General features: G+C 69.6%; 19 protein-coding genes. 15 read left to right on the top strand and 4 right to left on the bottom strand.

The annotated features are described in order from the left end of the window. The first annotated feature begins 29 nt into the window (after nucleotides 1–29). Both OZ403_RS29345 and OZ403_RS29340 read left to right on the top strand, forming a co-directional pair. The gene (locus OZ403_RS29345) at nucleotides 30–2039 is read left to right on the top strand and encodes a LysM domain-containing protein (RefSeq protein WP_140799628.1); all 2010 of its coding nucleotides are present in this window, start codon (nucleotides 30–32) and stop codon (nucleotides 2037–2039) included. Nucleotides 2040–2050: 11 nt separating this feature from the next. Next, the gene (locus OZ403_RS29340) at nucleotides 2051–3202 is read left to right on the top strand and encodes a hypothetical protein (protein WP_268782332.1); all 1152 of its coding nucleotides are present in this window, start codon (nucleotides 2051–2053) and stop codon (nucleotides 3200–3202) included. A gap of 9 nt (nucleotides 3203–3211) precedes the next feature. Here the strand turns inward: OZ403_RS29340 and OZ403_RS29335 are convergent, their stop codons facing one another. From OZ403_RS29335 to OZ403_RS29325, 3 genes are all read right to left on the bottom strand, one after another. After that, a complete protein-coding gene (locus OZ403_RS29335; RefSeq protein ID WP_268782331.1) occupies nucleotides 3212–4327 on the bottom strand; it encodes a glycerate kinase in 1116 nt (371 codons plus the stop codon). Nucleotides 4328–4541: 214 nt separating this feature from the next. Further along, entirely contained in the window at nucleotides 4542–5030 is a 489-nt protein-coding gene (locus tag OZ403_RS29330) for a YkgJ family cysteine cluster protein (protein ID WP_268782330.1), read from the bottom strand. 10 nt (nucleotides 5031–5040) lie between these two features. Continuing rightward, nucleotides 5041–6351, bottom strand: coding sequence for a class I SAM-dependent rRNA methyltransferase (locus OZ403_RS29325; protein WP_171410265.1), 1311 nt, complete (start codon nucleotides 6349–6351; stop codon nucleotides 5041–5043). 29 nt (nucleotides 6352–6380) lie between these two features. Here OZ403_RS29325 and OZ403_RS29320 point away from each other — a divergent pair, with 29 nt between their 5' ends. After that, entirely contained in the window at nucleotides 6381–6911 is a 531-nt protein-coding gene (locus OZ403_RS29320; protein ID WP_140856520.1) for a hypothetical protein, read from the top strand. A 48-nt stretch (nucleotides 6912–6959) separates the two neighbouring features. Continuing rightward, a complete protein-coding gene (locus tag OZ403_RS29315) occupies nucleotides 6960–7538 on the top strand; it encodes an FxsA family protein (RefSeq protein ID WP_268782329.1) in 579 nt (192 codons plus the stop codon). 15 nt (nucleotides 7539–7553) lie between these two features. Here the strand turns inward: OZ403_RS29315 and OZ403_RS29310 are convergent, their stop codons facing one another. Continuing rightward, nucleotides 7554–8702 carry an acyltransferase family protein gene (locus OZ403_RS29310; RefSeq protein ID WP_268782328.1) on the bottom strand — a complete coding sequence of 383 codons (1149 nt, stop codon included), beginning with the start codon at nucleotides 8700–8702 and terminating at the stop codon, nucleotides 7554–7556. A gap of 71 nt (nucleotides 8703–8773) precedes the next feature. On the opposite strand from OZ403_RS29310, the gene OZ403_RS29305 reads away from it, so the two are divergent. The 11 genes from OZ403_RS29305 to OZ403_RS29255 all read left to right on the top strand — a co-directional run bounded on the left by OZ403_RS29305 (nucleotide 8774) and on the right by OZ403_RS29255 (nucleotide 20405). Further along, complete coding sequence (locus OZ403_RS29305; protein ID WP_268782327.1) at nucleotides 8774–9586, top strand: hypothetical protein; 813 nt, start codon at nucleotides 8774–8776, stop codon at nucleotides 9584–9586. A gap of 235 nt (nucleotides 9587–9821) precedes the next feature. Beyond that, a complete protein-coding gene (locus tag OZ403_RS29300; protein ID WP_268782326.1) occupies nucleotides 9822–10931 on the top strand; it encodes a cytochrome-c peroxidase in 1110 nt (369 codons plus the stop codon). Nucleotides 10932–10972: 41 nt separating this feature from the next. Beyond that, nucleotides 10973–11371: a hypothetical protein gene (locus tag OZ403_RS29295; protein WP_090490155.1), complete on the top strand. Its 399-nt coding sequence runs from the start codon at nucleotides 10973–10975 to the stop codon at nucleotides 11369–11371. Nucleotides 11372–11587: 216 nt separating this feature from the next. Further along, nucleotides 11588–12397, top strand: a complete 810-nt coding sequence (locus tag OZ403_RS29290; protein ID WP_268782325.1) for a c-type cytochrome — start codon at nucleotides 11588–11590, stop codon at nucleotides 12395–12397. Next, nucleotides 12394–13011, top strand: coding sequence for a respiratory nitrate reductase subunit gamma (locus tag OZ403_RS29285; protein WP_268782324.1), 618 nt, complete (start codon nucleotides 12394–12396; stop codon nucleotides 13009–13011). Before OZ403_RS29290 ends, OZ403_RS29285 begins: the two co-directional genes overlap by 4 nt. An 18-nt stretch (nucleotides 13012–13029) precedes the next feature. Further along, on the top strand, nucleotides 13030–13659 hold the full coding sequence (locus OZ403_RS29280; RefSeq protein WP_140794600.1) for a cytochrome c3 family protein: 630 nt from the start codon (nucleotides 13030–13032) through the stop codon (nucleotides 13657–13659). A gap of 12 nt (nucleotides 13660–13671) precedes the next feature. After that, on the top strand, nucleotides 13672–16650 hold the full coding sequence (locus tag OZ403_RS29275) for a TAT-variant-translocated molybdopterin oxidoreductase (RefSeq protein ID WP_268782323.1): 2979 nt from the start codon (nucleotides 13672–13674) through the stop codon (nucleotides 16648–16650). Then, on the top strand, nucleotides 16647–18125 hold the full coding sequence (gene nrfD / locus OZ403_RS29270) for an NrfD/PsrC family molybdoenzyme membrane anchor subunit (protein WP_268782322.1): 1479 nt from the start codon (nucleotides 16647–16649) through the stop codon (nucleotides 18123–18125). Before OZ403_RS29275 ends, nrfD begins: the two co-directional genes overlap by 4 nt. After that, nucleotides 18122–18646, top strand: coding sequence for a DUF3341 domain-containing protein (locus OZ403_RS29265; RefSeq protein WP_140799622.1), 525 nt, complete (start codon nucleotides 18122–18124; stop codon nucleotides 18644–18646). The genes nrfD and OZ403_RS29265 overlap by 4 nt, the downstream gene beginning before the upstream one ends. Next, nucleotides 18643–19212, top strand: a complete 570-nt coding sequence (locus tag OZ403_RS29260; RefSeq protein ID WP_140794596.1) for a c-type cytochrome — start codon at nucleotides 18643–18645, stop codon at nucleotides 19210–19212. Before OZ403_RS29265 ends, OZ403_RS29260 begins: the two co-directional genes overlap by 4 nt. After that, entirely contained in the window at nucleotides 19209–20405 is a 1197-nt protein-coding gene (locus OZ403_RS29255; RefSeq protein WP_268782321.1) for a hypothetical protein, read from the top strand. Before OZ403_RS29260 ends, OZ403_RS29255 begins: the two co-directional genes overlap by 4 nt. Nucleotides 20406–20455 lie beyond the last annotated feature (50 nt).

Below are 20455 nucleotides of genomic sequence, written 5' to 3'. Positions count from 1 at the left end.
GCACACGCGCCATTTCGGATAGGCCAGCGATGGAAACGTACGTCGTCAAGGACGGGGACTCCCCCGACTCAATCGCGCAGAAGTACGGGTTCAAGGAATGGAAGCTCATCTACGAACATCCGGACAACGGTGGCTTGCGCGCCACGCGTAGCGCCAACGAAGTGAAGGCCGATGACCGGGTCATCATCCCGGACCTGCCTGAGAACCAGGTGTCCGCCGGCGGGCCGCAGAACCTCATCGCCACGCCGGGAACGCCGCTCACCTTGCCGCCCGTCCACTTCGACGCGCACATGCACATCATGAGCGGCAACTGCACGCCGATGCCCGCGCTGGTGCAGATGATGAAGGACAAGGGCCTGGGCTTTCTCATCGGCACGGGCACCAGCCGCACGAAGATCAACCGCCTGGGCTTCTGGGCGGCGAAAATCCCGTTCGCGCCCGACATTGGTGATGTGTCCCACCGCGACACGCACCGCATTGGCGAAGAGGCCGTGCGCTCCAATGACAGCCTCGCCCAGGACCGGACGGGATACGCCGCGGATGGAATGGGCAACGTGGAGGAGTACACCATCCCCGCGCCCCTGCGAGCCTATGCGTCCACGCAGGGCCACGCGGAGGCCAGCGCTTCCTACATGGGCATGTCCATCGTCCTCACCATGGACATGGATTACTGCCACCTGGCTGGCTACCAGGGGGACCCTATCTACAGCTCGGATTTTGATGGGGCCGAGCCCCGCTTCACCTACCGCTGGCGCACGAAGTCCGACGACCCTGGCGAGCTGATTGAAGCGAAGTCCGATGAGATCCGGCTCCACGAGACGTGGGACCGGCAGCTCCGGCACACCGAGCAGGTGGTCGCGGAGAATCCCTTCCGGCTGCTGCCCATGTATCACTTCGAACCGCGCCGCTTCATCAAGAACGAGGACAAGTCGTTCCCCTTCGAGAAGGTGGTGACGGCCTCCAAGGCGGCTCCCTACATCGGCTTCAAGATGTACACGCCCCAGGGCTACATGCCCAAGGAGCGCCATGCGCCGGTGAAGGACATCCTGAGCTGGTTCTTCTCCGAGTGCGCGGCGAACGACATCCCGCTGATGACCCACTGCACGCCGTCGGGCTTCTACACGCACGAGCGGCGCTTCTACCTGGACCATGAGCCGGACGAGGCCATCCGCAACGACCCGAAGTACTGGCCCTCGAAGGAATCCATCGCCACCGCGGACGCGAACATCACCAAGGCGCGCGACCACGTGACGGAGCTGGAGGCGAGCTGGAAGAGCCACATCCCGCTCGTGCTCCGCCGCGCGCGCAATGGCGTGGAGGACGCCATCGAGGCCAAGGAGAAGCTGCTGAACCCGGGCCGGATGCGTTACTTCTATGAGAATTACGTGCACCCAGAAGCGTGGCGCCCGGTGCTCAATGACAATCCGAAGCTGCGCTTGTGCCTGGCGCACTTCGCCAGCGACGGCACCTTCTGGAACTTCCGCAAGGGGCTCACCGTCAAGGAGGATGGCCAGAAGGTTCAGTACGACAAGAGCTGGATTGGCTCCATTGTCGAGCTGTGCAACGAGTTCCCCAACTTCTACACGGACATCTCCTATCTGGACCTGATGGAGAAGCAGAAGTGGAAGCTGCTGGCTGAAATCCTCAAGTCCAGTCCGTGGATGTTGAAGAAGGTCATGTTCGGCACCGACTGGTACATGATTACCGCCGAGCCCGTGGCGTACGCGGCCTGGTACAGCCGCACCATCCGCGGGCTGGAGTTCATCCAGAAGGAGCTGCCGACGCAGGTGAACCTCTTCACCCAGTTCGCCATCGTCAATCCCATGCGCTACTACCGCATGATGGAGGTCGCCCCGAAGATGAAGGAGGGCCTCAAGAAGCTTCAAACGGACCTCAACGTGACGGGCGCCGCGGTGGACAAGCTCGAGGACAACTTCACGACGCTGATGCGGCTGCAGCACCCGCTGGAACAGATTGACAAGGCGGGCGGCCTGGCCAGCGGTCCCATGTTGTTCACCGCGACGACGAAGGCGAAGTAGGAGCCCCGCCCATGGAGCCCAACAAGGACCCCTTCCTGCTGACGCCTCAACTGCCCGCGGCCGCGGCGCCCGTGCGCCATCCCTCGCCGTTCCCCTGGAATCAGGTGGCGCTCGTGTTTCCATCGCCGGCGCCGGATTCGGTGTCGGTGCTCACGCTGAACGACAAGCTCTGGCGGCTGGAGCTGTCCGGCTCCGAGGTGCGCCGCATCGAGGTGGATGACGAGTACCTGGAGCAGGTCTCAGGAGGCGAACTGCAAGGGATGCTGCCTCCGTCACCCACGCACCTGGCGTACCTCCAGACTCGAAGCCTGGTGATGTACGACCTCAAGTGGCAACTGGCCAAGACGTGGTTCATGGTCGAGCGACTGGAGGAGGTCGCCATCCGCGGCGCGTGGATTTCTCACGCCCCGCTGGTGGTGGCGGCGGAACTGGAGGACACCACGAATTATGCCCGCACCTCCCGCATCTCCTTCCGACTGCGCACCTGGCGGCTGGAGGGCGAAAAGCGCGCGAAGTTGGGCTCCCTGGAGCTGGGCTCCGTCGTCGGCGCGGTGAAGTGGGACGCGGGGGCGGGGCTGGTCGCGGTGCAGAAGCCCGGCGTGCCGCTGGAACTCTACGGACCTGACCTGGCCAGGCCCCAGCCGGAGCACCCGCTGGCGCTCGCGCTGCGCAAGCTGGCGGTGGATGGCCTCACGTTGCAGTCGCTGCGTTTGCATCCCTCGTTGCCGGTGGCGCTCGTGGCCCTGGGCCGTGACGTGGCGCCGAAGCGGGAGGAGGGGAAGGAGAAGCCCGAGGACCCTGGCATCTGGCGCGTGTCGTGGGAAGGCGCGCCCGCGGTGACGGTGCGGGTGGCGCGTCATGCCTCCGGGGAGTCGGTGACGCTGGGCTCGCTGTCGCCCGAGGGTGACTGGCTCTACTACCGCGTCCTGAACAGCGCGGGCCGCAACCCGCACCTCTACGTGCAGCAGGTGGGCGCGGCCTTCAAGCCGCCCCTGTCACTGGGGGCTGTCCCGGAGAAGGGCGCGGCGCTGCTGTGGACGGGCGGGGCGCCGTCGCTCGTCATGTATGACGGGACGAAGGACGCGCTGGTTCACTGGAAGCTGGCGGGCGCGGCGGCACCGGCGAAGCCTCCCGCGTCGCCGCCCAAGCCAGACGGGAAGTGACGGCCCGGCTCAGCGTCCCTTGAGGCGCTGGGCCGCCCACCGCGCGGCGGCTTCGCACAGCACCTTCGAGGCCGCTTCGCCTGGCTGGGCGTGGGCGCTCAGCTCCACCACCTCGTGGAAGAGGTCCAGCGCCAGGCCTTCGTCCCGCTGCACCTGTCCGGCGAAGAGCACCACCGGCGTGCCGTGCTCGCGGGCCAGCCTCGCGATGCCGCCCGGGCCTTTGCCCAGCGCCGTCTGACGGTCGAAGCGCCCCTCACCGGTAAGCACCACGTCCGCCATCAGCACGCGCCGCTCCAGGCCCAGCGCGCGTGACACCAACTCGTAGCCGGGCACCAGTCGCGCGCCAGCGAGGGCCAGCAGGCCAAAGCCGAAGCCTCCCGCCGCCCCCGCGCCGGGCCAGCCCGCGGACGTATCCCCCAGCACCGTTGCCGCGTGTGCCAACGCCGCCTCCAATGCTTCCACGCCGGCCGCGTCCGCGCCCTTCTGCGGACCGAAGAGCCGCGCGGCTCCGTCCGGCCCCAACAGGGGCGAGGTGACGTCCGTGGCACCCAGCAGCTCCACGGCGCCCAGACGGGGATGTCGGCCGCTCGCGTCCACGCGGGCGAGCTGGGCCAGCGCCGCGCCTCCTGGGGGAAGCGGCTGTCCCCGCGCGTCCAGGAAGCGGAAGCCCAGGGCGCTGAGCGCGCCGGTGCCCGCGTCCGTGGTGGCGCTGCCACCCAGGCAGACGATGAGGCGTTCGCAGCCCGACTCCAGCGCCGCGTGCATCAGCTCGCCGGTGCCATAGGTGGATGCCTTCAACGCATCGCGAGCCTCGGGCGCCAGCAGCGACAGTCCGGACGCGGCGGCCATCTCCACCACTGCGGTGCGTCCGTCCTCCACCAGGGCCCAGTGCGCTTCCACGGGCGCGCCCAGCGGTCCACGCACCACCTGCTGACGACGCTCGCCGCGCAGGCCCGTCAGCAGCGCTTCCACGGTCCCAGGCCCGCCATCCGCGAGCGGCGCCACGTCCAGCACCACTTCCGGCGAGGACTCGCGGAGGCCGCGAGCCATGGCTTCAGCCGCTTCCGCGGCGGACAGCGTTCCCTTGAATTCTTGCGGTGCGACGAGCCAGCGAGGAGAAATCACGGTGAAGGGCTTGGCGCTTTCTGAGGTGTCCAGGGAACTCCAGAAGGCCAGGGGACCTGTACCGCGTCCTCCACCTGCGAGAGCCCCCACCCCTGGCATACCACTCCCAGCGTCATTCCCACTCCTGGGGTGATGCGTGTTTCATCACTTCTGTGTATCAACCGGACGTTGGCGCCGCGAATTCCTACAAAGACTTGAATTGAAAAGTGGCAATTCAAGCTTTCGTTGCCGCGCGCCAGGTCTCCGCATGCCAGTCCAGCAAAGGGCGCGGAGCCTTCAGTGAAGGGGCCACGCGCTGAGACACACGCTCCAGCCGCTCCAGCAGCGTGGCCACCGTCTCCGCTGGTTGGCGTGAGGGGCCTTGGATGCGCTGGCAGAAGAAGGTCCGGCAGCCGAAGGGCCGGTCCGCGTACACCGAGCAGCGCAGGCCCGTGGCGTCCAGGTAGGGACAGCCGCCGTCCGGGCGAGGTGGCGGCAGCGGGCGTCCTCGGGACAGCAGCTCCCATTCGGGCTGCCACAGCCAGGGCTGGCGCTTCGTGATGGCCAGTTGGCAGCACTCGCCGCTGGCCGGGCAGGAGTAGGGGGCGTAGGCCGCGTCCGCCTGGCGGTAGACAGCGCGCACTTCCTTCAGCGCGCGCTCCCGTTCGCGGGTGCCACCCAGGGGCGCGTCGTCCTCCTCGTCGTCCCAGTCCCGCGTCCGCATGGGCGTGTCCTCAGAGCACCCGGAGCACGAAGCACTTCAGGTAGCGCGTCTCGCGCAGGTTGAGCAGCACGGGGTGGTCCCGGCTGGCGCCGCGGCGCTCGATGATTTGCACGCGGCGGCGGGCGTCCGCGGCGGCGGAGGCGAGCATGTCCTCGAAGGCCTGCTCGTCCACGTGGTACGTGCAACTGGCGGAGATGAGGATGCCGCCGGGCCGCAACAGCTGCATGGCGCGGAGGTTGATTTCCTTGTACCCGCGCACCGCGGCGGGGATGGCGTCCTTGTTCTTCGCGAAGGATGGCGGGTCCAGGACGATGGTGTCGAAGCGCTTGCCGTCGTCCACCGCGTCGCGGAGGAAGTCGAAGGCGTTGGCCACCACCACGTCCAGGTTGCTCAGCTTGTTGGCCGCGGCGTTCTCCCGCAGCTGCGCGGAGGCCGCTTCGGAGATTTCAATCGCCGTGACGTGCCTGGCCCGCGTGGCGAGCTGGAGCGCGAAGCCGCCGACGTAGGAGAAGCAGTCCAGCGCCTCGCCGTGGGCGTAGTGCGCGGCCATGACGTGATTCTCGCGCTGGTCCAGGAAGGCGCCCGTCTTCTGGCCCTCCAGCAGGTCCGCGCGCATCTTCACCAGTCCTTCGTCGAAGGACACCGGTCCGGGGTGTTCACCGCGCAGCACGCCCTTCTCCGGGGTGAGGCCCTCCAGGTTGCGCACGCCCACGTCGGAGCGGTTGATGATGCCGCGCGGGTTGAACTGCGCCTGGAGCAGGTCGGCGATGAGCGCCTTGCGCTGCTCCATGGCGGGGACCAGGAACTGCGCGCTGAGGAAGTCGCCGTAGCGGTCCACCACGAGCCCGGGCAGGCCGTCCGCCTCGCCATGCACCAGCCGGTACGTCTTCTCCCCCGGGAGCGCCAGCTGGCGCAGCCGCTCCGCGGCCAGGAGCCGCTCCCGGAAGAAGTCCGCGTCCACCGCGACGTCGTCGAAGGAGAGCCAGCGCAGGGAAATCTTCGAGTGCTTCGAATAGAAGGCCTTGCCCAGGAACCATCCCCGGGTGTCCGTCACGCGCACCACCTCGCCGCCGGGCAGCCCGGGGTCGCCATTCAGGTCCGCGCGGTAGATCCACGGGTGGCCGCCCTGCCAGCGCTCCACGCCGCGGCGCAGCAGCGACACCTGGGGAAGGCCGTCCGGGCCCAGCTCGGGCGAGGTTCGGTCCGGGGCGGGCTTCTCGGGGCGGGCGTGGGGGCGGCCCCGGCCCTGCTGCTGAGAGGAGGGGCCCGAGGGCCGGTTTCCGCTTCGGCGCGGGTAGGGGGGCTTGGAAGAGGTGGACATGGCGTTCGCGGCGTATACTCGCAACCCGCGTGAGATACGAGTTGCTCCTCCAGACGATGACGCCGGGTTCGCCTTATGAGGCGGCGCGGGTGGATGCCCTCCTTTCCGAGCGGGGTGTGGTCGCTCGGCCGGACGGCGTGCGCAGGTGGTCCTTCAAGAACGGCGACGTCGACATCGGCGAGCTGCGCGAGGGCGGCCAGGTGGTGGCCACCGAGCTGCGCGTGCCGCTGTCGGACCGCCCCGACCTGATGCGCGAGGCCGTGGAGGCCGCGGCGGCCCTGGCCTCCGAGGCCGGTGTCCGGCTGGTGGACCCGCAGCTGGGCCGCTCGCTGACCGGCAATGACGACGCCGGAGTGATGGAGCAATACGTCCGCACGGCGCGCTACGCGGGCGAGGTTGCCGGCGTGCCCGAGGCGATGGGCGCGGGCAGCTACGCGCTGGAGACAGAGGGCTCCCGCGGCTTCCAGCTCTCCACGCGCATGGTCCTCATCGCCATTGGCATCTTCGTGGCCCTGTACCTGGTGGTGGACTCCCTGGTGGGGCAGCTCGGCGGGCGCTGACGCGGCGGAAGACGAGCACGGCCCCCCTCGAAGAGTTACCTTGGGAGCGTGTTCCGCTACCTCCTCCTCGCCCTCATCGTGGTGCCCTTCCTCGAGCTCTACCTGCTCCTGGCCATTGGCCGGCAGATAGGGCCCATGCCCACGCTTGCCTGGGTGCTGGTGTCCGGCCTGGTGGGCACCGCGCTCTCCCGGCGGGAGGGCAGGCGGGTGCTGCGCCACTGGCGTGAGTCCATGGCGCGCGGCCAGGTGCCCGAGGAAGGCATCCTCAGTGGCGTGCTGGTGCTGGCCGGCGGCGTGCTGCTCGTCATCCCCGGCATCATCACCGACGTCGTGGGGCTGCTGCTCCTGCTGCCGCCCGTGCGGCGCCTCATCTCCGCGCGCGTGCGCCGCACCCTGGAGCGCAAGGTGCGTGATGGCTCGATGCACGTCACGACCTTCGGTGGCGGGGCGTTTGGTGGCGGCTTCCACGCCTCCGTGGGAAGCCCCTTTCCTGGAGGCCCCGTGCCGCGTTCGCCGCAAACCGGTGTCCTGGAGCCGGACGCCGGCGGCACCGTGGCCCGTAGGCCTCAGGGCTCGCAGTCGGAGGTGGACGCCGAGTTCACCGAGGAGGAGCCCCGGCGGAGCTGACGCGCCGCCCGGACGTCAGCTCCCGCGCGAGCCCAGGCTGCCCACGCTGGCTTCCAGCGTGGTGGAGCCGGTGCGCCACGGCCGGGCCTGGTCCCTCAGCCACGTCCCGATGCGGGCCAGCAGGGCGCAGGCCACCAGCAGCGACACGCCAATGCCCAGTCCCTCCGGGAGCGTCAGGGTGGGACCCACGCGGCTGGACAGGCCCGCGTAGCTGGACCAGCCGTACACGATGGGCAGGTGCATCACGTAGACCCACAGCGACAGGCGGCCCAGGGGCGCCAGCAGGCCGCTGACCTTCCGCGGCAGCAGGTTGACCACGCCCAGCACCATCATTCCCTGGGCCACGCGGTAGGCCACCAGCCACGCGCTGGCGGTGCCCCAGTCCTGGTTCTGCCCGCGCATGAACCAGAAGAGGCCGCCGCCCAGAATCAGCAGCGCCAGCCCCTGGGGCACGCCGGGGCGCAGGGTGCCCAGCAGGCTCGCGGCCAGGGCGCCCGCGAAGAAGTAGCTGGCCCACGGGAAGAAGGGGAAGCGGCTGGCGCCGCCACTGCCGATGAGCTGGGTCAGCGGCCCGGGCAACCCTTCGCCCAGGGTCCACATGGTCGCGCTCACCAGCGGCAAGCCCACCGCGACCACCGCCAGCATCACCGTGCGTCCCCAGCGTCCCGGCGTCACCGCCAGCAGGGTGGCGCCCGCCAGGAGGGCGAAGCCGATGCACTGGAGCGCGTCGAAGACGAGCACCTTGGACAGCATCTGTTCGGTCAGCCCCATCTGGATGACCGTGGACCACCCGGGCCAGTGGACGAGGTAGCCCAGGAAGATGAGCAACAGCGCGCGCCGCACCCGTTTACCGTAGGTGTCCCGGGCCGCCGTGGGTTTCGAACCCAGCGCCGCGACCACGGCCCACCCGGCGACCATCAGGAACAGCGGGGCGGTGATGCCTCGGCAGGCCCAGTAATGTTGGACCCACACGTCCGCACGCACGGCCGGCGACAACACCGCGTCCAGCGTGTGGCCAATGACCATCGCCATCACCGCGAGCCCGCGCGCGCAGTCGAGCCCGGGGTGCCGGGTGTCTCGTTTCTGGAAGGTGAAGGTAGGGCCGAGTTGACTCACGAGGTCCCCAGCATAGGCCGTGACTCGGGCCACGTCTCGAAAACGCATGAACCCGCCAGCCCCCACTTCACGGAGAGACAGGGCGCCCTGACGGGTCGTGTGGTGCTACAGGGAAGGACATGCGCCTGCACGCCCTGCTTCCCAGCTTGCTGCTGCTTGTCCTCCTGGCTCCTCTCGGTGCGCGCGCCGCGTCGGGTGATGAGTGGCTGGGGCCGGACAAGCCCAAGCACTTCGCGGCGTGTTTCATGTTCGCGGGCGCGGGGTACGCCGGTGGCGCGCTGCTCTTCGACAATCCCCACGCGCGCTGGCTCACCGGCGCGGGGCTCGCGATGGGCGCGGGAGTGGGCAAGGAGCTCTATGACTTGGGGCGCGGGACGACGTTCTCGATGAAGGACCTGGCGTGGGACGCGGTGGGCACGGCGTCCGGGCTCGCGGTGTCGTACGTGGTGGACCGGCTCGTCTTCCGCCGTGACGACACGCCATCCGAGGTGGCCCGCCGGGCGCGGCTACGTCGCCCCGTCGCGCTCCGCCTCCGCGTCGCTGGGGACGGGGGCCTCCCGAGCGGGCTCGCCACGCACATGGCGTTCGACGAGCTGTACCAGCTCCTCTCGATGCAGCCTCGGGTCCACCGTCACCAGGGCGCCGCCGCGGCCGGAGGCGCTGGAGACGAGCACGGTGACCTTGCCGCGCGGGCACTGGTTCATGCAGCCGGAGGGGAGCACGCGGACCTGTTCCCCCAGGCCGCGTTCGGTGAGCGTGCCTTGGAGCCAGCGCGGCAGGTCCAGTCCTCCGGCACGCGCGCCGCCCTTCATCAGGCACTTCCGGCAGACGAGCACCTCCACGTCCTCCACCGGTCCACCGCCGCTGTCGTCCCGCATCCGTCCTCCGTCGTCTCGTCGATGCCGCTCGATGCGCCACGCGCCCGGCCCTGAAGCACAGGGGCCCTGTTGGCCGAAGCACGCACGGCGGCCTGAGACTGGGAGGTAGCGCGCTGTCAGGAATCCCGCAGGCCGCCCTGGTTGTTCGAGTGCTTCCAGAGCGGGAAGGCAGCCCGGTGGCTGATGGGTCCTGAAAGCGGACGTGCAGGGATGTCACGACGCGGCATTCCTCCCAGGCTGCTTGCTGCTAGGTTGCGCCGCGCTATCGAAGTGGCCATGGAGGGCTTCCATGATTCAGAACCGGTGGGTCTCGCTGCTGTCGCTGTCCGCCCTGGGCGTCAGTGCGCTCACGGGGTGTGAGCGGACGCCGCCGTCCGCTGAGGCGCCCGTGGCCGCGCCGGAAGCCCAGAAGCTGCCGGCGCCCAAGCCGATGACGGCCGAGCAGCTCGCGCACTTCTTCAAGCCGCTGCCCATGCGCAAGGACGCGCCGCCTCCCCCCGAGGACACCGACGCCCAGGTGACGCTGGGGCGGATGCTCTACTTCGAGCCGCGCCTGTCGAAGAACCACGACGTGTCCTGCAACACCTGCCACGGCCTGACGACCTTCGGCGTGGACAACAAGGCGTTGTCGGACGGCCACAAGGGGCTGAAGGGGACGCGCAACTCGCCCACCGTCTACAACGCGGGCGGGCACATCGCGCAGTTCTGGGACGGGCGCGTGGACACGCTGGAGGCGCAGGCCACCGGCCCCATCCTCAATCCGGTGGAGATGGCCATGCCGGATGAGAAGCGCGTGGTGGCCACGCTGACCTCCATCCCGGAGTACACGAAGCGCTTCCGCGAGGCCTTTCCGGGCGACAAGAAGCCGGTGACCATGGCCAACGCCGCGCGCGCCATCGCCGCCTTCGAGCGCAAGCTGGTCACCACCTCGCGCTTCGATTCCTTCGTGGGCGGCAAGCACGACGCGCTGACGGAGCAGGAGCAGCGGGGCCTGCAGCTCTTCGCCACCACCGGGTGCACCACCTGCCACAACGGCCCCGCCGTGGGCGGTACCTCCTTCCAGAAGCTGGGCCTCATCGAGGACTACCCGGGCCTGAAGGACGCGGGCCGCTTCGACGCCACGAAGAACGAGGATGACCGGGGCAAGTTCCGCGTGCCCACGCTCCTCAACGTGGACAAGACGGGGCCGTACCTGCACGACGGCAGCGTGGTGGAGTTGCCGCAGATGGTGCGGCTGATGGCGAAGCACCAACTGGCGCGCACGCTGACGGACCCCGAGGTGGACGACCTGGTCGCCTTCCTCAAGAGCCTCACGGGGGAGCTGCCCCCCGCGGAGTTCATCGCTCCGCCCCAACTGCCGCCCAGTACCGCGAAGACGCCCAAGCCGGACCCGTCTTGAAAGGTGCGCGGCGCCCCGCGCGTTGCTAAGCAGCAAGGTCCATGGACCGAATGCTCTTCTACGCCCACTCCGGGCTCCGTTATCTGGTGCTGCTGGCTGGCATCCTGGCCCTCGCGTACTTCGCCTACGGGCTCGCCACCCGGAAGCCCTTCGACAAGCTGGGGCGCATCCTGGGCTCGGCCTACTCCGGGCTGCTCCAGCTCCAGGTACTGCTGGGCGTCGGCGTGCTGGTGACGCGCTTCTATTACCCGGCGCTCATCGGGCACATCGTGATGATGGTGCTCGCCGCCGGTGTGGCGCAGGCGACGCTGTCCATCAACCGCCGCAAGCCGCAGCCGGCCTTCGTGCTGCCGCTGGTGGGCGTGGTGGTGTCCATCGTCTTCATCATCGGCGGCATCATGGCCATTGGCCGTGGCGTGTTCACCACGACGGCGATGTGAGCCGCGCCGGGTAAATGCTGCGCTGAATCACGGCGCGCGGCGCAAATGCTGCGCGCATCAGGCCAACCCCCACGCATGTTCGCCTGGGTGTTGGCCTTTCGTCATTCTGGCCCTCGCATTGCAATTCGTGTCGTGCGTGCCGGGCAGTGAGCCCGGCCTCCCTTCGAGGAGGGGCACGCGGCGATGCGGACACATGCCCAGGAAGGACGACCGCGCATGGCGCGGGGGCTCGTCCCCGTCATTCAGCTTCTGGCCCTGGTGGCGGCGCCAGTGGCGGGAGCGCAGAGCGCCTCGCAAGGGGCCACGCTCTTCACGCAGCGCTGCGCCACCTGTCACACGGTGGGCGAGGGCGACCGCGTGGGGCCGGACCTGCACGGGGTGATGGAGCGGCGCGACGAGGCATGGGTCACCCGCTTCATCACCAGCCCCGGCGCCGTCATCGACGAGGGCGACCCGGTGGCCACCGCGCTGCTGAAGCAGTTCAACGGCATCCGCATGCCGGACCAGCAGCTCTCCCCCGAGGAGCGCGGCGCCCTCTACGCCTTCTTCCGCGACTGCACGCAGAAGGGGATGGGCGGCTGCAAGCCATCGCCCGCGGCGAAGATGGGCACGGACGCGACCTCGGAAGAGATTGCGCGCGGCCGTCGGCTCTTCGAGGGCACGGAAGCCCTGGCGAAGGGCGGTCCCGCCTGCTTCGGCTGTCATGACGTGCGCGGGCTGGGCGTGGCGGGCGGCGGCACGCTGGGGCCCAACCTCACCTTCGCCTTCGCGCGCATGGGCGAGCGCGGAATGCGGCCTCTGCTGGCGAAGCTGGACACGCCGATGATGGCCGCGCTGTACGCGAAGGCCCCGCTGGAGGAGGAGGAGCAATACGCCCTCAAGTCGTACCTCGCGGACGTGTCGAGCGATGGCAGCAAGCCTCGCACGGACAGGGATTTCTTCTACCTGGGCCTCGTCGGAATGCTCGCGGTGCTCGGGTTCATGGGCGTTGCCTTCAACGCGCACACCAAGCGAGGTCAGCCGTGAGTGAAGCCCTCTTCTCCGCCATCCCCTACGTGGCGGCGGGCGCGGCCGTGGCGGGAGTTGCGCGCCGGCTGATGGCACGCGCACCCGCGAGTGCCCCCAGCGCTCCCACGCCCTGGACGCTCTCTGGGCGGGCCGTGCTGGCGGGGGGCGCCATCGTGGGCCTGAACCATCTGCTGGGGCTGCTGGCGCCGCGCGTGATGCAGGCCTTCAATGCGTCGCCGGGCCGCCTCTTCACGCTGGAGGCGGTGAGCCTCATCGGCGCGCTGCTGCTCGCCTGGGGCCTGGCGGGCCTGACGGTGCGCCGCGTCCGGGAAGGGCAGTGGAGCACCGCCGCGCTGCTGGGGTTGCTGTTCGCGCAGTCCCTCTCCGGCATCTACCTGGCGGTGGCGGTGCGCTGGGGCTCTGCCTGGTACGTCCACGTGGTGGTGCCGTACCTGCGCTCGGTGCTGGCCTTCCAGCCGGACGCGTCGCTGCTGGCGCAGGCGCCCTTCATCGTCCAGTTCCACACCCTGTTTGGGATGGTGGTGCTGGCGCTGGCTCTCTTCATCCGCGCGCGGCCCGAGCCCATCACCGCGCCCCTGCTCGTCACGCCTCGGGAGGAGACCGCCCGCTGACGCGGCGGCACACCCGTCATGAAAGACGCCTCGACTCGCTTCCCTTGTCGTGCCCTGACCGCTGGCTGGCTGGCCCTGTCCCTGACGGCATGCAGCGGCCCGGTGAACAACCAGCAGGGCTACATGCCCGAGCAGCCCGTGGCCTTCTCCCACGCCGTCCACGCCGGGCAGTACGGCCTGGATTGTCAGTACTGCCACGTGGGCGCGGAGAAGAGCCGCCACGCCGGCGTGCCCTCCACCAGCGTGTGCATGAACTGCCACACGCAGGTGAAGACGGACTCGCCCGAAATCAAGAAGGTCGCGGCCGCGGTGGCGGAGAACAAGCCGCTGGCGTGGGTTCGCATCCACCGTCTGCCAGACCACGCGTACTTCAACCATGCCAGCCACGTGAGCGCGGGCCTGGACTGCCAGACGTGCCACGGGCCCGTGCAGGAGATGGTGCGCGTGGAGCAGAAGGAGCCCATGACGATGGGCTGGTGCCTGGACTGCCACCGCGACACGGCGGCGAAGCAGGTGTCCGCGCCGCCGCCTTCCGCGCCCCGCGCTGGAGAGCTGTTGGCCTTGTCGTCCGGTGCGCCCGCGCCGGAGCCGTTGAAGGCCCCTCGAATCCTGCAGCCCCCCACGGACTGCTCGAGCTGCCACCGCTGAGGAGTCCCATCCATGTCCGACCCACTTCCCAAGTACTGGCAGAGCCTGGCGGAGCGCGCTGGCGACCTTGGCGCTCTCGCACAGACGCAGGATGAATTCGCGGAGCCGCTCCCGGTGGGCGTCGCCGCCACGCCTCCGGATGCGAACAGCCGCCGTGACTTCTTCAAGCTGATGGGCCTGAGCGCCGCGGCGGCCATGGTGGCCTGCCAGCGCGCGCCGGTGCAGCAAATCATTCCCTACGTGGCGCGCCCGGATGAAGTCACGCCGGGGCTGGCGCTCTGGTACGCGTCCACCTGCAACGGGTGCAGCGCCCGGTGCGGCCTGCTGCTGAAGACGCGCGATGGCCGCCCCATCAAGGTGGAGGGCAACGACGAGCACCCCGTGTCGCGTGGCGGTGTGTGCTCGGTGGGCCAGGCGTCGGTGCTGTCGCTCTACGACGCGAGCCGCGCCCGTTACCCCACTCGCGGCGCCACGCGCGTGTCCTGGACGGACCTGGACGCGGACGTCACGCAGGCCCTGCGCAAGGCCACCGAGGCGGGGAAGGGCATCCGTGTGGTGTTGCCCTGGCACCTGGGGCCCACGGCGGAGGCGGCCGTGAAGCGCTTCCTGACCGCGTTCCCCACCGCGCGCACCGTGCGCGATGAAGCCCTGGGCGAGCTGGCCGCCATCGCCGACGCCCACCGCGTCACGCACGGCGTGCGCGCCGTGCCGGATTACCGCTTCGACAAGGCCGCCGTCATCGCCAGCTTCGGCGCGGACTTCCTGGGGACGTGGGTGTCGCCCGTGGCCTTCACCCGGCAGTACGCGGAGTCGCGCGACGCGGCCCGGCGCCGGACGATGTCGCGGCACTTCCAGGTGGAGCCGGTGATGACGCTCACCGGTGCCGCCGCGGACCGCCGCTTCGTGGTGGCGCCTTCCGATGTGGCGCTGGTGCTGGCGGACCTGGTGCGGCGGCTGGCGGTGAAGTCGGGCCGCGAGGTGCCCGGACTGCCGTCGCTGCCGCCGCCCGCGCTGGACGAAGCCGCGAGGGTGGAGCTCGCGGACTCGCTGTGGGTCCAGCGCCAGGACGCCCTGGTGGTGGCGGGCGGTGATGACGTGGCCACGCAGGTGCTGGCCAACACCGCCAACGCGCTGCTGGGCAACGAGGGCCACACGGTGTCGCTGGCGGACGGCACGGCGCTGGACGCGGACGCGCTGTCCTTGGGAACGCTGCTGACCGAGCTGCGCGCCGGCAGCGTGGGCGCGGTGCTCTTCATGGGCGTCAATCCCGTCTACAGCGACCCGCGCGGCGCGGAGCTGGCCGCGCTGCTGAAGGACGTGCCGCTCACGCTGTCCACCAGCGACCGGCGGGACGAGACGGCCGTGCACGTGGGCCTCCATGCACCGGAGTCCACCGCGCTGGAGTCGTGGGGCGACGCGGAGGTGCGCCGGGGCGTCGTGTCACTGCGCCAGCCCGCGGTGGCGCCGCTACACGAGACGCGCAGCGGCGTGGAGTCGCTGCTCCAGTGGGCGGGAGCGCCCCAGCCGCACTACGACTTCCTCCGCGCGCGCTGGGAGGCGGAGGTCTTCCCCCGGGCCAGCGGCCTGGGGCAGGGCTTCATAGCCTTCTGGGACGATGCCCTCCGCCGGGGAGTGGTGACGCTCGGCGCCGCTGCGCCGGAAGCACCCGCCTTCCGCGAGGAAGGGCTGGCGAAGGCGCTGGCCGGCGTGGCCCGTCATGCCGCGGAGTGGGAGCTGGTGCTGTATCCCACGGTGGCGCTGCGTGATGGCGCGCCCGCGAACAACGCCTGGCTCCAGGAGGTGGCGGACCCCATCACCAAGGTGACGTGGGGCAACCCGGCGTGCATCGCCCCGGCCCGCGCGAAGGCGCTGGGGTTGAAGGACGGCGACGTCGTCCAGGTCCGAGCGGGGAGCACGACGCTGTCGCTGCCAGTGCTGGTGCAGGCGGGAACGCACCCCTCCGTCATCGCGGTGGCGGTGGGCTACGGCCGCACGCAGGCCGGGCGCGTCGCGGACGGCATCGGCGTCAACGGCTACCCGCTGTCGGCGGTGGTGGACGGGCGCGCGCGGCGCACGGTGCCCGGCGTCACGGTGCAGGCCACGGGCGAGCAGCAGCCCCTGGCGCTGACGCAGACGCACCACCGGCTGGAGGGACGGCCGCACGTGCGCGAGGCGGAGCTGGCCGCCTTCCTGGCCAACCCGCGCGCGGGCAACGAGGTGCAGGCGGGGCACGGCGGGGGAGGGCACTCGCTCTCCCTGTGGTCCGGCCACGAGTACAAGGGGCACCGGTGGGCGCTGGCGGTGGACCTGAGCGCCTGCACGGGGTGCTCGGCCTGCGTGGTGTCGTGCCAGGCGGAGAACAACATCCCCAGCGTGGGGCGCGAGGAGGTGCTGCGCCGGCGGGACATGCACTGGATGCGCATCGACCGGTACTACCAGGGTGACGAAGCCAATCCCCAGGTCGTCCACCAGCCGATGATGTGCCAGCACTGTGAGAATGCGCCGTGCGAGACGGTGTGCCCGGCTCTGGCCACGGTGCACTCCAGCGAGGGCCTCAATCAGCAGGTCTACAACCGCTGTGTGGGGACCCGGTACTGCGCCAACAACTGCCCCACGAAGGTCCGCCGCTTCAACTGGTTCGACTACGAGCACGCCGAGCCGTTGGAGCGGATGGTGCTCAACCCGGACGTCGTGGTGCGCAGCCGGGGCGTCATGGAGAAGTGCTCGATGTGCGTGCAGCGCATCCAGGAGTCCAAGGCCGCCGCGAACCGGGAAGGCCGCCCGCTGCGTGACGGGGACATCCAGACGGCGTGCCAGCAGAGCTGCCCCGCGAAGGCCATCCACTTCGGTGACGTGAACGACCCGGACAGCCAGGTGGCGCGACTGGCGAAGGACGGGCGCGCGTTCCGGCTGCTGGAGGAGCTGAACATCGGGTCGTCCATCACCTACCTCACGAAGATCCGGAACACCGGGTCGGGAAGCGGCACATGAGCAACCAGCATCTGTCCCCGCTGCGCGAACCGCTCGTCACCGAGCCGCGCTCCCTGGGCCAGCTCACCGAGGAGATCTGCGCCCCCATGGAGCGGGCCCCCACGTGGAAGTGGTGGGTGGCCTTCGGCATCGCGGTGTCCGTGCTCGGCACGGGCGCCGGCATCGTCGGCTACCAGGTGGCGACGGGCATCGGAGTGTGGGGCCTCAACAAGACGATTGGCTGGGCCTTCGACATCACCAACTTCGTGTTCTGGGTGGGCATCGGCCACGCCGGCACGCTCATCTCCGCCATCCTCTTCCTCTTCCGGCAGAAGTGGCGCACCAGCATCAACCGCGCGGCGGAGGCGATGACGCTGTTCGCCGTCATGTGCGCGGCGCTCTTCCCCCTCATCCACATGGGCCGGCCGTGGCTGGCCTTCTGGGTGATGCCGTATCCGAACGACCGCGGCAGCCTGTGGGTGAACTTCCGCTCGCCGCTCTTGTGGGACGTGTTCGCCATCTCCACGTACTTCACCGTGTCGGCGGTGTTCTGGTACGTGGGCCTGATTCCGGACCTGGCCACGGTGCGCGACAGGGCGAAGGCGGGGATTCGCAAGGCCGTCTTCAAGGTGATGTCGCTGGGGTGGACGGGCTCGAACCGGACGTGGAGCCGCTACGAGACGGTGTACCTGCTGCTGGCGGGCCTGGCGACGCCGCTGGTGCTCAGCGTGCACACCATCGTCTCCATGGACTTCGCCACGTCGGTCATCCCTGGCTGGCACACCACCATCTTCCCGCCGTACTTCGTCGCGGGCGCGGTGTTCAGCGGCTTCGCCATGGTGCTGACGCTGATGATCATCACCCGCGTGGTGCTGGGCTACGAGCACCTCATCACCCTGCGCCACCTGGAGAACATGACGAAGATCATCATCGTCACGGGTGGCCTGGTGTCGCTGGCGTACGCGACGGAGTTCTTCATCGCCTGGTACTCGGGCAACCCCTACGAGCGCTTCGCCTTCATGAACCGCGCCTTCGGCCCCAACGCCTGGGCGTACTGGATCATGGTGACGTGCAACGTGGTGTCGCCGCACCTCTTCTGGTTCAAGAAGATACGCACCTCGCCCGCAGCCATCTTCGTCCTGTCGCTGGTCATCAACGTGGGCATGTGGTTCGAGCGCTTCGTCATCATCGTCACCAGCCTCCACCGCGACTTCCTGCCGTCGAGCTGGGCCATGTACACGCCGACGATGGTGGAGGTGGGGACCTTCATCGGCACCTTCGGCCTCTTCTTCACGCTGTTCCTGCTCTTCGTCCGCGTGCTGCCCATCATCTCCATCGGCGAGGTGAAGAGCGTGCTGGGCTTCGCTCGCGAAGGTCATGAAACGCAGCCGCGCCCGCCCGCGAAGCCGGTCGCCGAGGAGCCGCACCCCGTGGCCCACCGGCCCGTGTCGCCGGTGCCGCTGGCCATCGCCACCCGAAAGGATGCACCTGTATGAGTGCCCCGGTTCTCATCGGCTACTTCGACAGTGAGGCGCAGGTGCTCGACGCCACCCGCGCGGTGCGCGAGGCGGGCTTCGTCCTCCACGACGTGTACACACCGTACGCGGTGCACGGCCTGGACGACGCGATGGGCCTCAAGCCCAGCCGCCTCACGTGGGTGTGCTTCGGCGCGGGCTTGCTGGGCTGCACGCTGGCGCTGTCGCTCCAGTACTACACCAGCGTGGTGAGCTGGCCGCTCAACGTGGGCGGAAAGCCCTTCAACTCGTTCCCCGCGTTCATCCCGGTGACCTTCGAGCTGACGGTGCTGTTCGCGGCGCTGGCGACGGTGGCGGCCTTCCTGGCGCGGGCGAAGCTCTTCCCGGGGAGCCGCCGCGCGGTGCTCCCGCGTGTCACGGATGACCGGTTCGCCATCGCGGTGGCGCCGCGCGAGGCACCCTCGGAGCTGGACGCGGCCGAGGACCTGATGCGCCGCCATGGCGCGGTGGCGACGGACCTGCTGGAGGAGGTGGCGTCGTGAGAAGGCTGCACCTGGGCGTGGTGGTCCTGAGTCTGACCGTCGCGGGCTGCGAGCAGGACGAGACGCGGCCCAACTTCGAATACGCGCCGGACATGGTGTCGTCCGTGCCGTTCGACACCTTCTCGGCCAACCCCGTCACCGTGGACGGCAAGACGCTGCTGGCGCCGGTGAAGGGGACGGTGCCGCGTGGGCATCAGCCGCTGCACCTGGCCGCGGGCACCGAGGAGGCGGCACGCGCGGGGCGGGAGCTCCAGAATCCGTACCCGGCATCGCCGGAGGTGCTGGCGCGGGGGAAGGTGACCTTCTCGCGCTACTGCGGGCCGTGCCACGGCACGGAGGGCCTGGGAGACGGGCTCGTCACCGCGCGCTTCCCCATGCCGCCGTCGCTGCTGGCGGAGCACGCGAAGCAGCTTCCTGACGGACAGATGTTTCACATCATCACCCACGGGCAGGGGCTGATGCCGGCCCATGGCTCGCAGGTGGCTCCGGAGGACCGGTGGAAGATTGTCCACTACGTCCGGACCTTGCAGGACCCCGCGCGGACGGCGCGGAAGGACGTGCCATGAGTGCTTCGACGCATGAGGAGGCCGCTGTTTCGACCCGCGGCTTCGAGGTTCCTCCCGCCGTGCACCGCGCGGCGCAGGTGTTGGCCGGCGTGGGCCTGGGCATCCTGGTGGCGGGGTTGGCCATCGCGCGTGAGCGTGCCCTGACGAGCCTGCTCACCAGCGGCTTCTACTTCCTCTGCCTGGGCCTGGGCGGGGCGGTGTTCCTGGCGCTGATGTACGTGGCCAACGCGGGCTGGTTCACCGTGTTCAAGCGCATCCCCGAGGCCTTCGCGGCCTACGTGCCTTGGGGCGCGGTGACGATTCTGGCGCTGCTGCCCTTCGTGTCCTCGCTGTACCCGTGGGCCAGGCCGGGCGTCATGGAGACGGACCACCTGCTGCACGAGAAGGCCGCCTTCCTCAACGTGCCCTTCTTCGCGGTGCGCATGGTGGTGATGCTGGCGCTGTGGGTGGGCTTCACGTGGATGCTGCGGCGTATCTCCCTGCGGCAGGACGCGGAGCGCTCCCCGGAGCTGGCCGGGCGCAACGTGACGGTGTCGGCGGTGTTCCTGGTGCTCTTCGCGCTGACCTTCTGTCTGGCCGCGTTCGACTGGCTGATGACGTTGGAGCCGCACTGGTTCAGCACCATCTACGCGCTCTACAACGTGGCGGGCCTGCTCAGCTCCAGCGTGTGTGCCATCACCGTGACGGCGATTCTGCTCCACCGCGCGGGTGCGCTGCCGCAGCTCAACACCAGCCACCTGCACGACTTGGGCAAGCTGATGTTCGGCTTCGCCACGCTGTGGGCTTATCTGTGGTTCTCGCAATTCCTGCTCATCTGGTACGCGAACATCCCGGAGGAGACGGTCTACTTCGTCACGCGGCTGCACGGCACCTGGGCCGTGGCTTTCTATGTGAACGTGGCGCTCAACTGGGCGTTGCCCTTCGTGCTGCTGCTGCCCCGGCCGGCGAAGCGCAATCCGTCGCATCTGCTGCGCGTGGCGGCCATCCTCCTGGTGGGACGCTGGTTGGACTTGTACCTGATGGTGGTGCCCGGCCTGCAGCCGGACGGCGTGGCCCTGGGCGTGTTCGAGCTGGCCGGCTTCGTGGGCATGGCCGCGCTCTTCACGCTGGCGGTGACGCGCACCGTGCGCTCCACGCCCATGGTGCCGGTGGGTGACCCGTACCTGGTGGAGAGCCTGCACCACCACACCTGAGCCTGTTCCAGAGAAAGGGAGCGGTGGAAGCCTCGGCGCCGAGGCCTCCC

Origin of the sequence: Myxococcus sp. NMCA1 (genome assembly GCF_026810205.1) — a bacterium.
GTDB classification, from domain to species: Bacteria; Myxococcota; Myxococcia; order Myxococcales; family Myxococcaceae; genus Myxococcus; species Myxococcus xanthus_A.
This window is presented reverse-complemented; position numbering and strand designations above follow the sequence as displayed.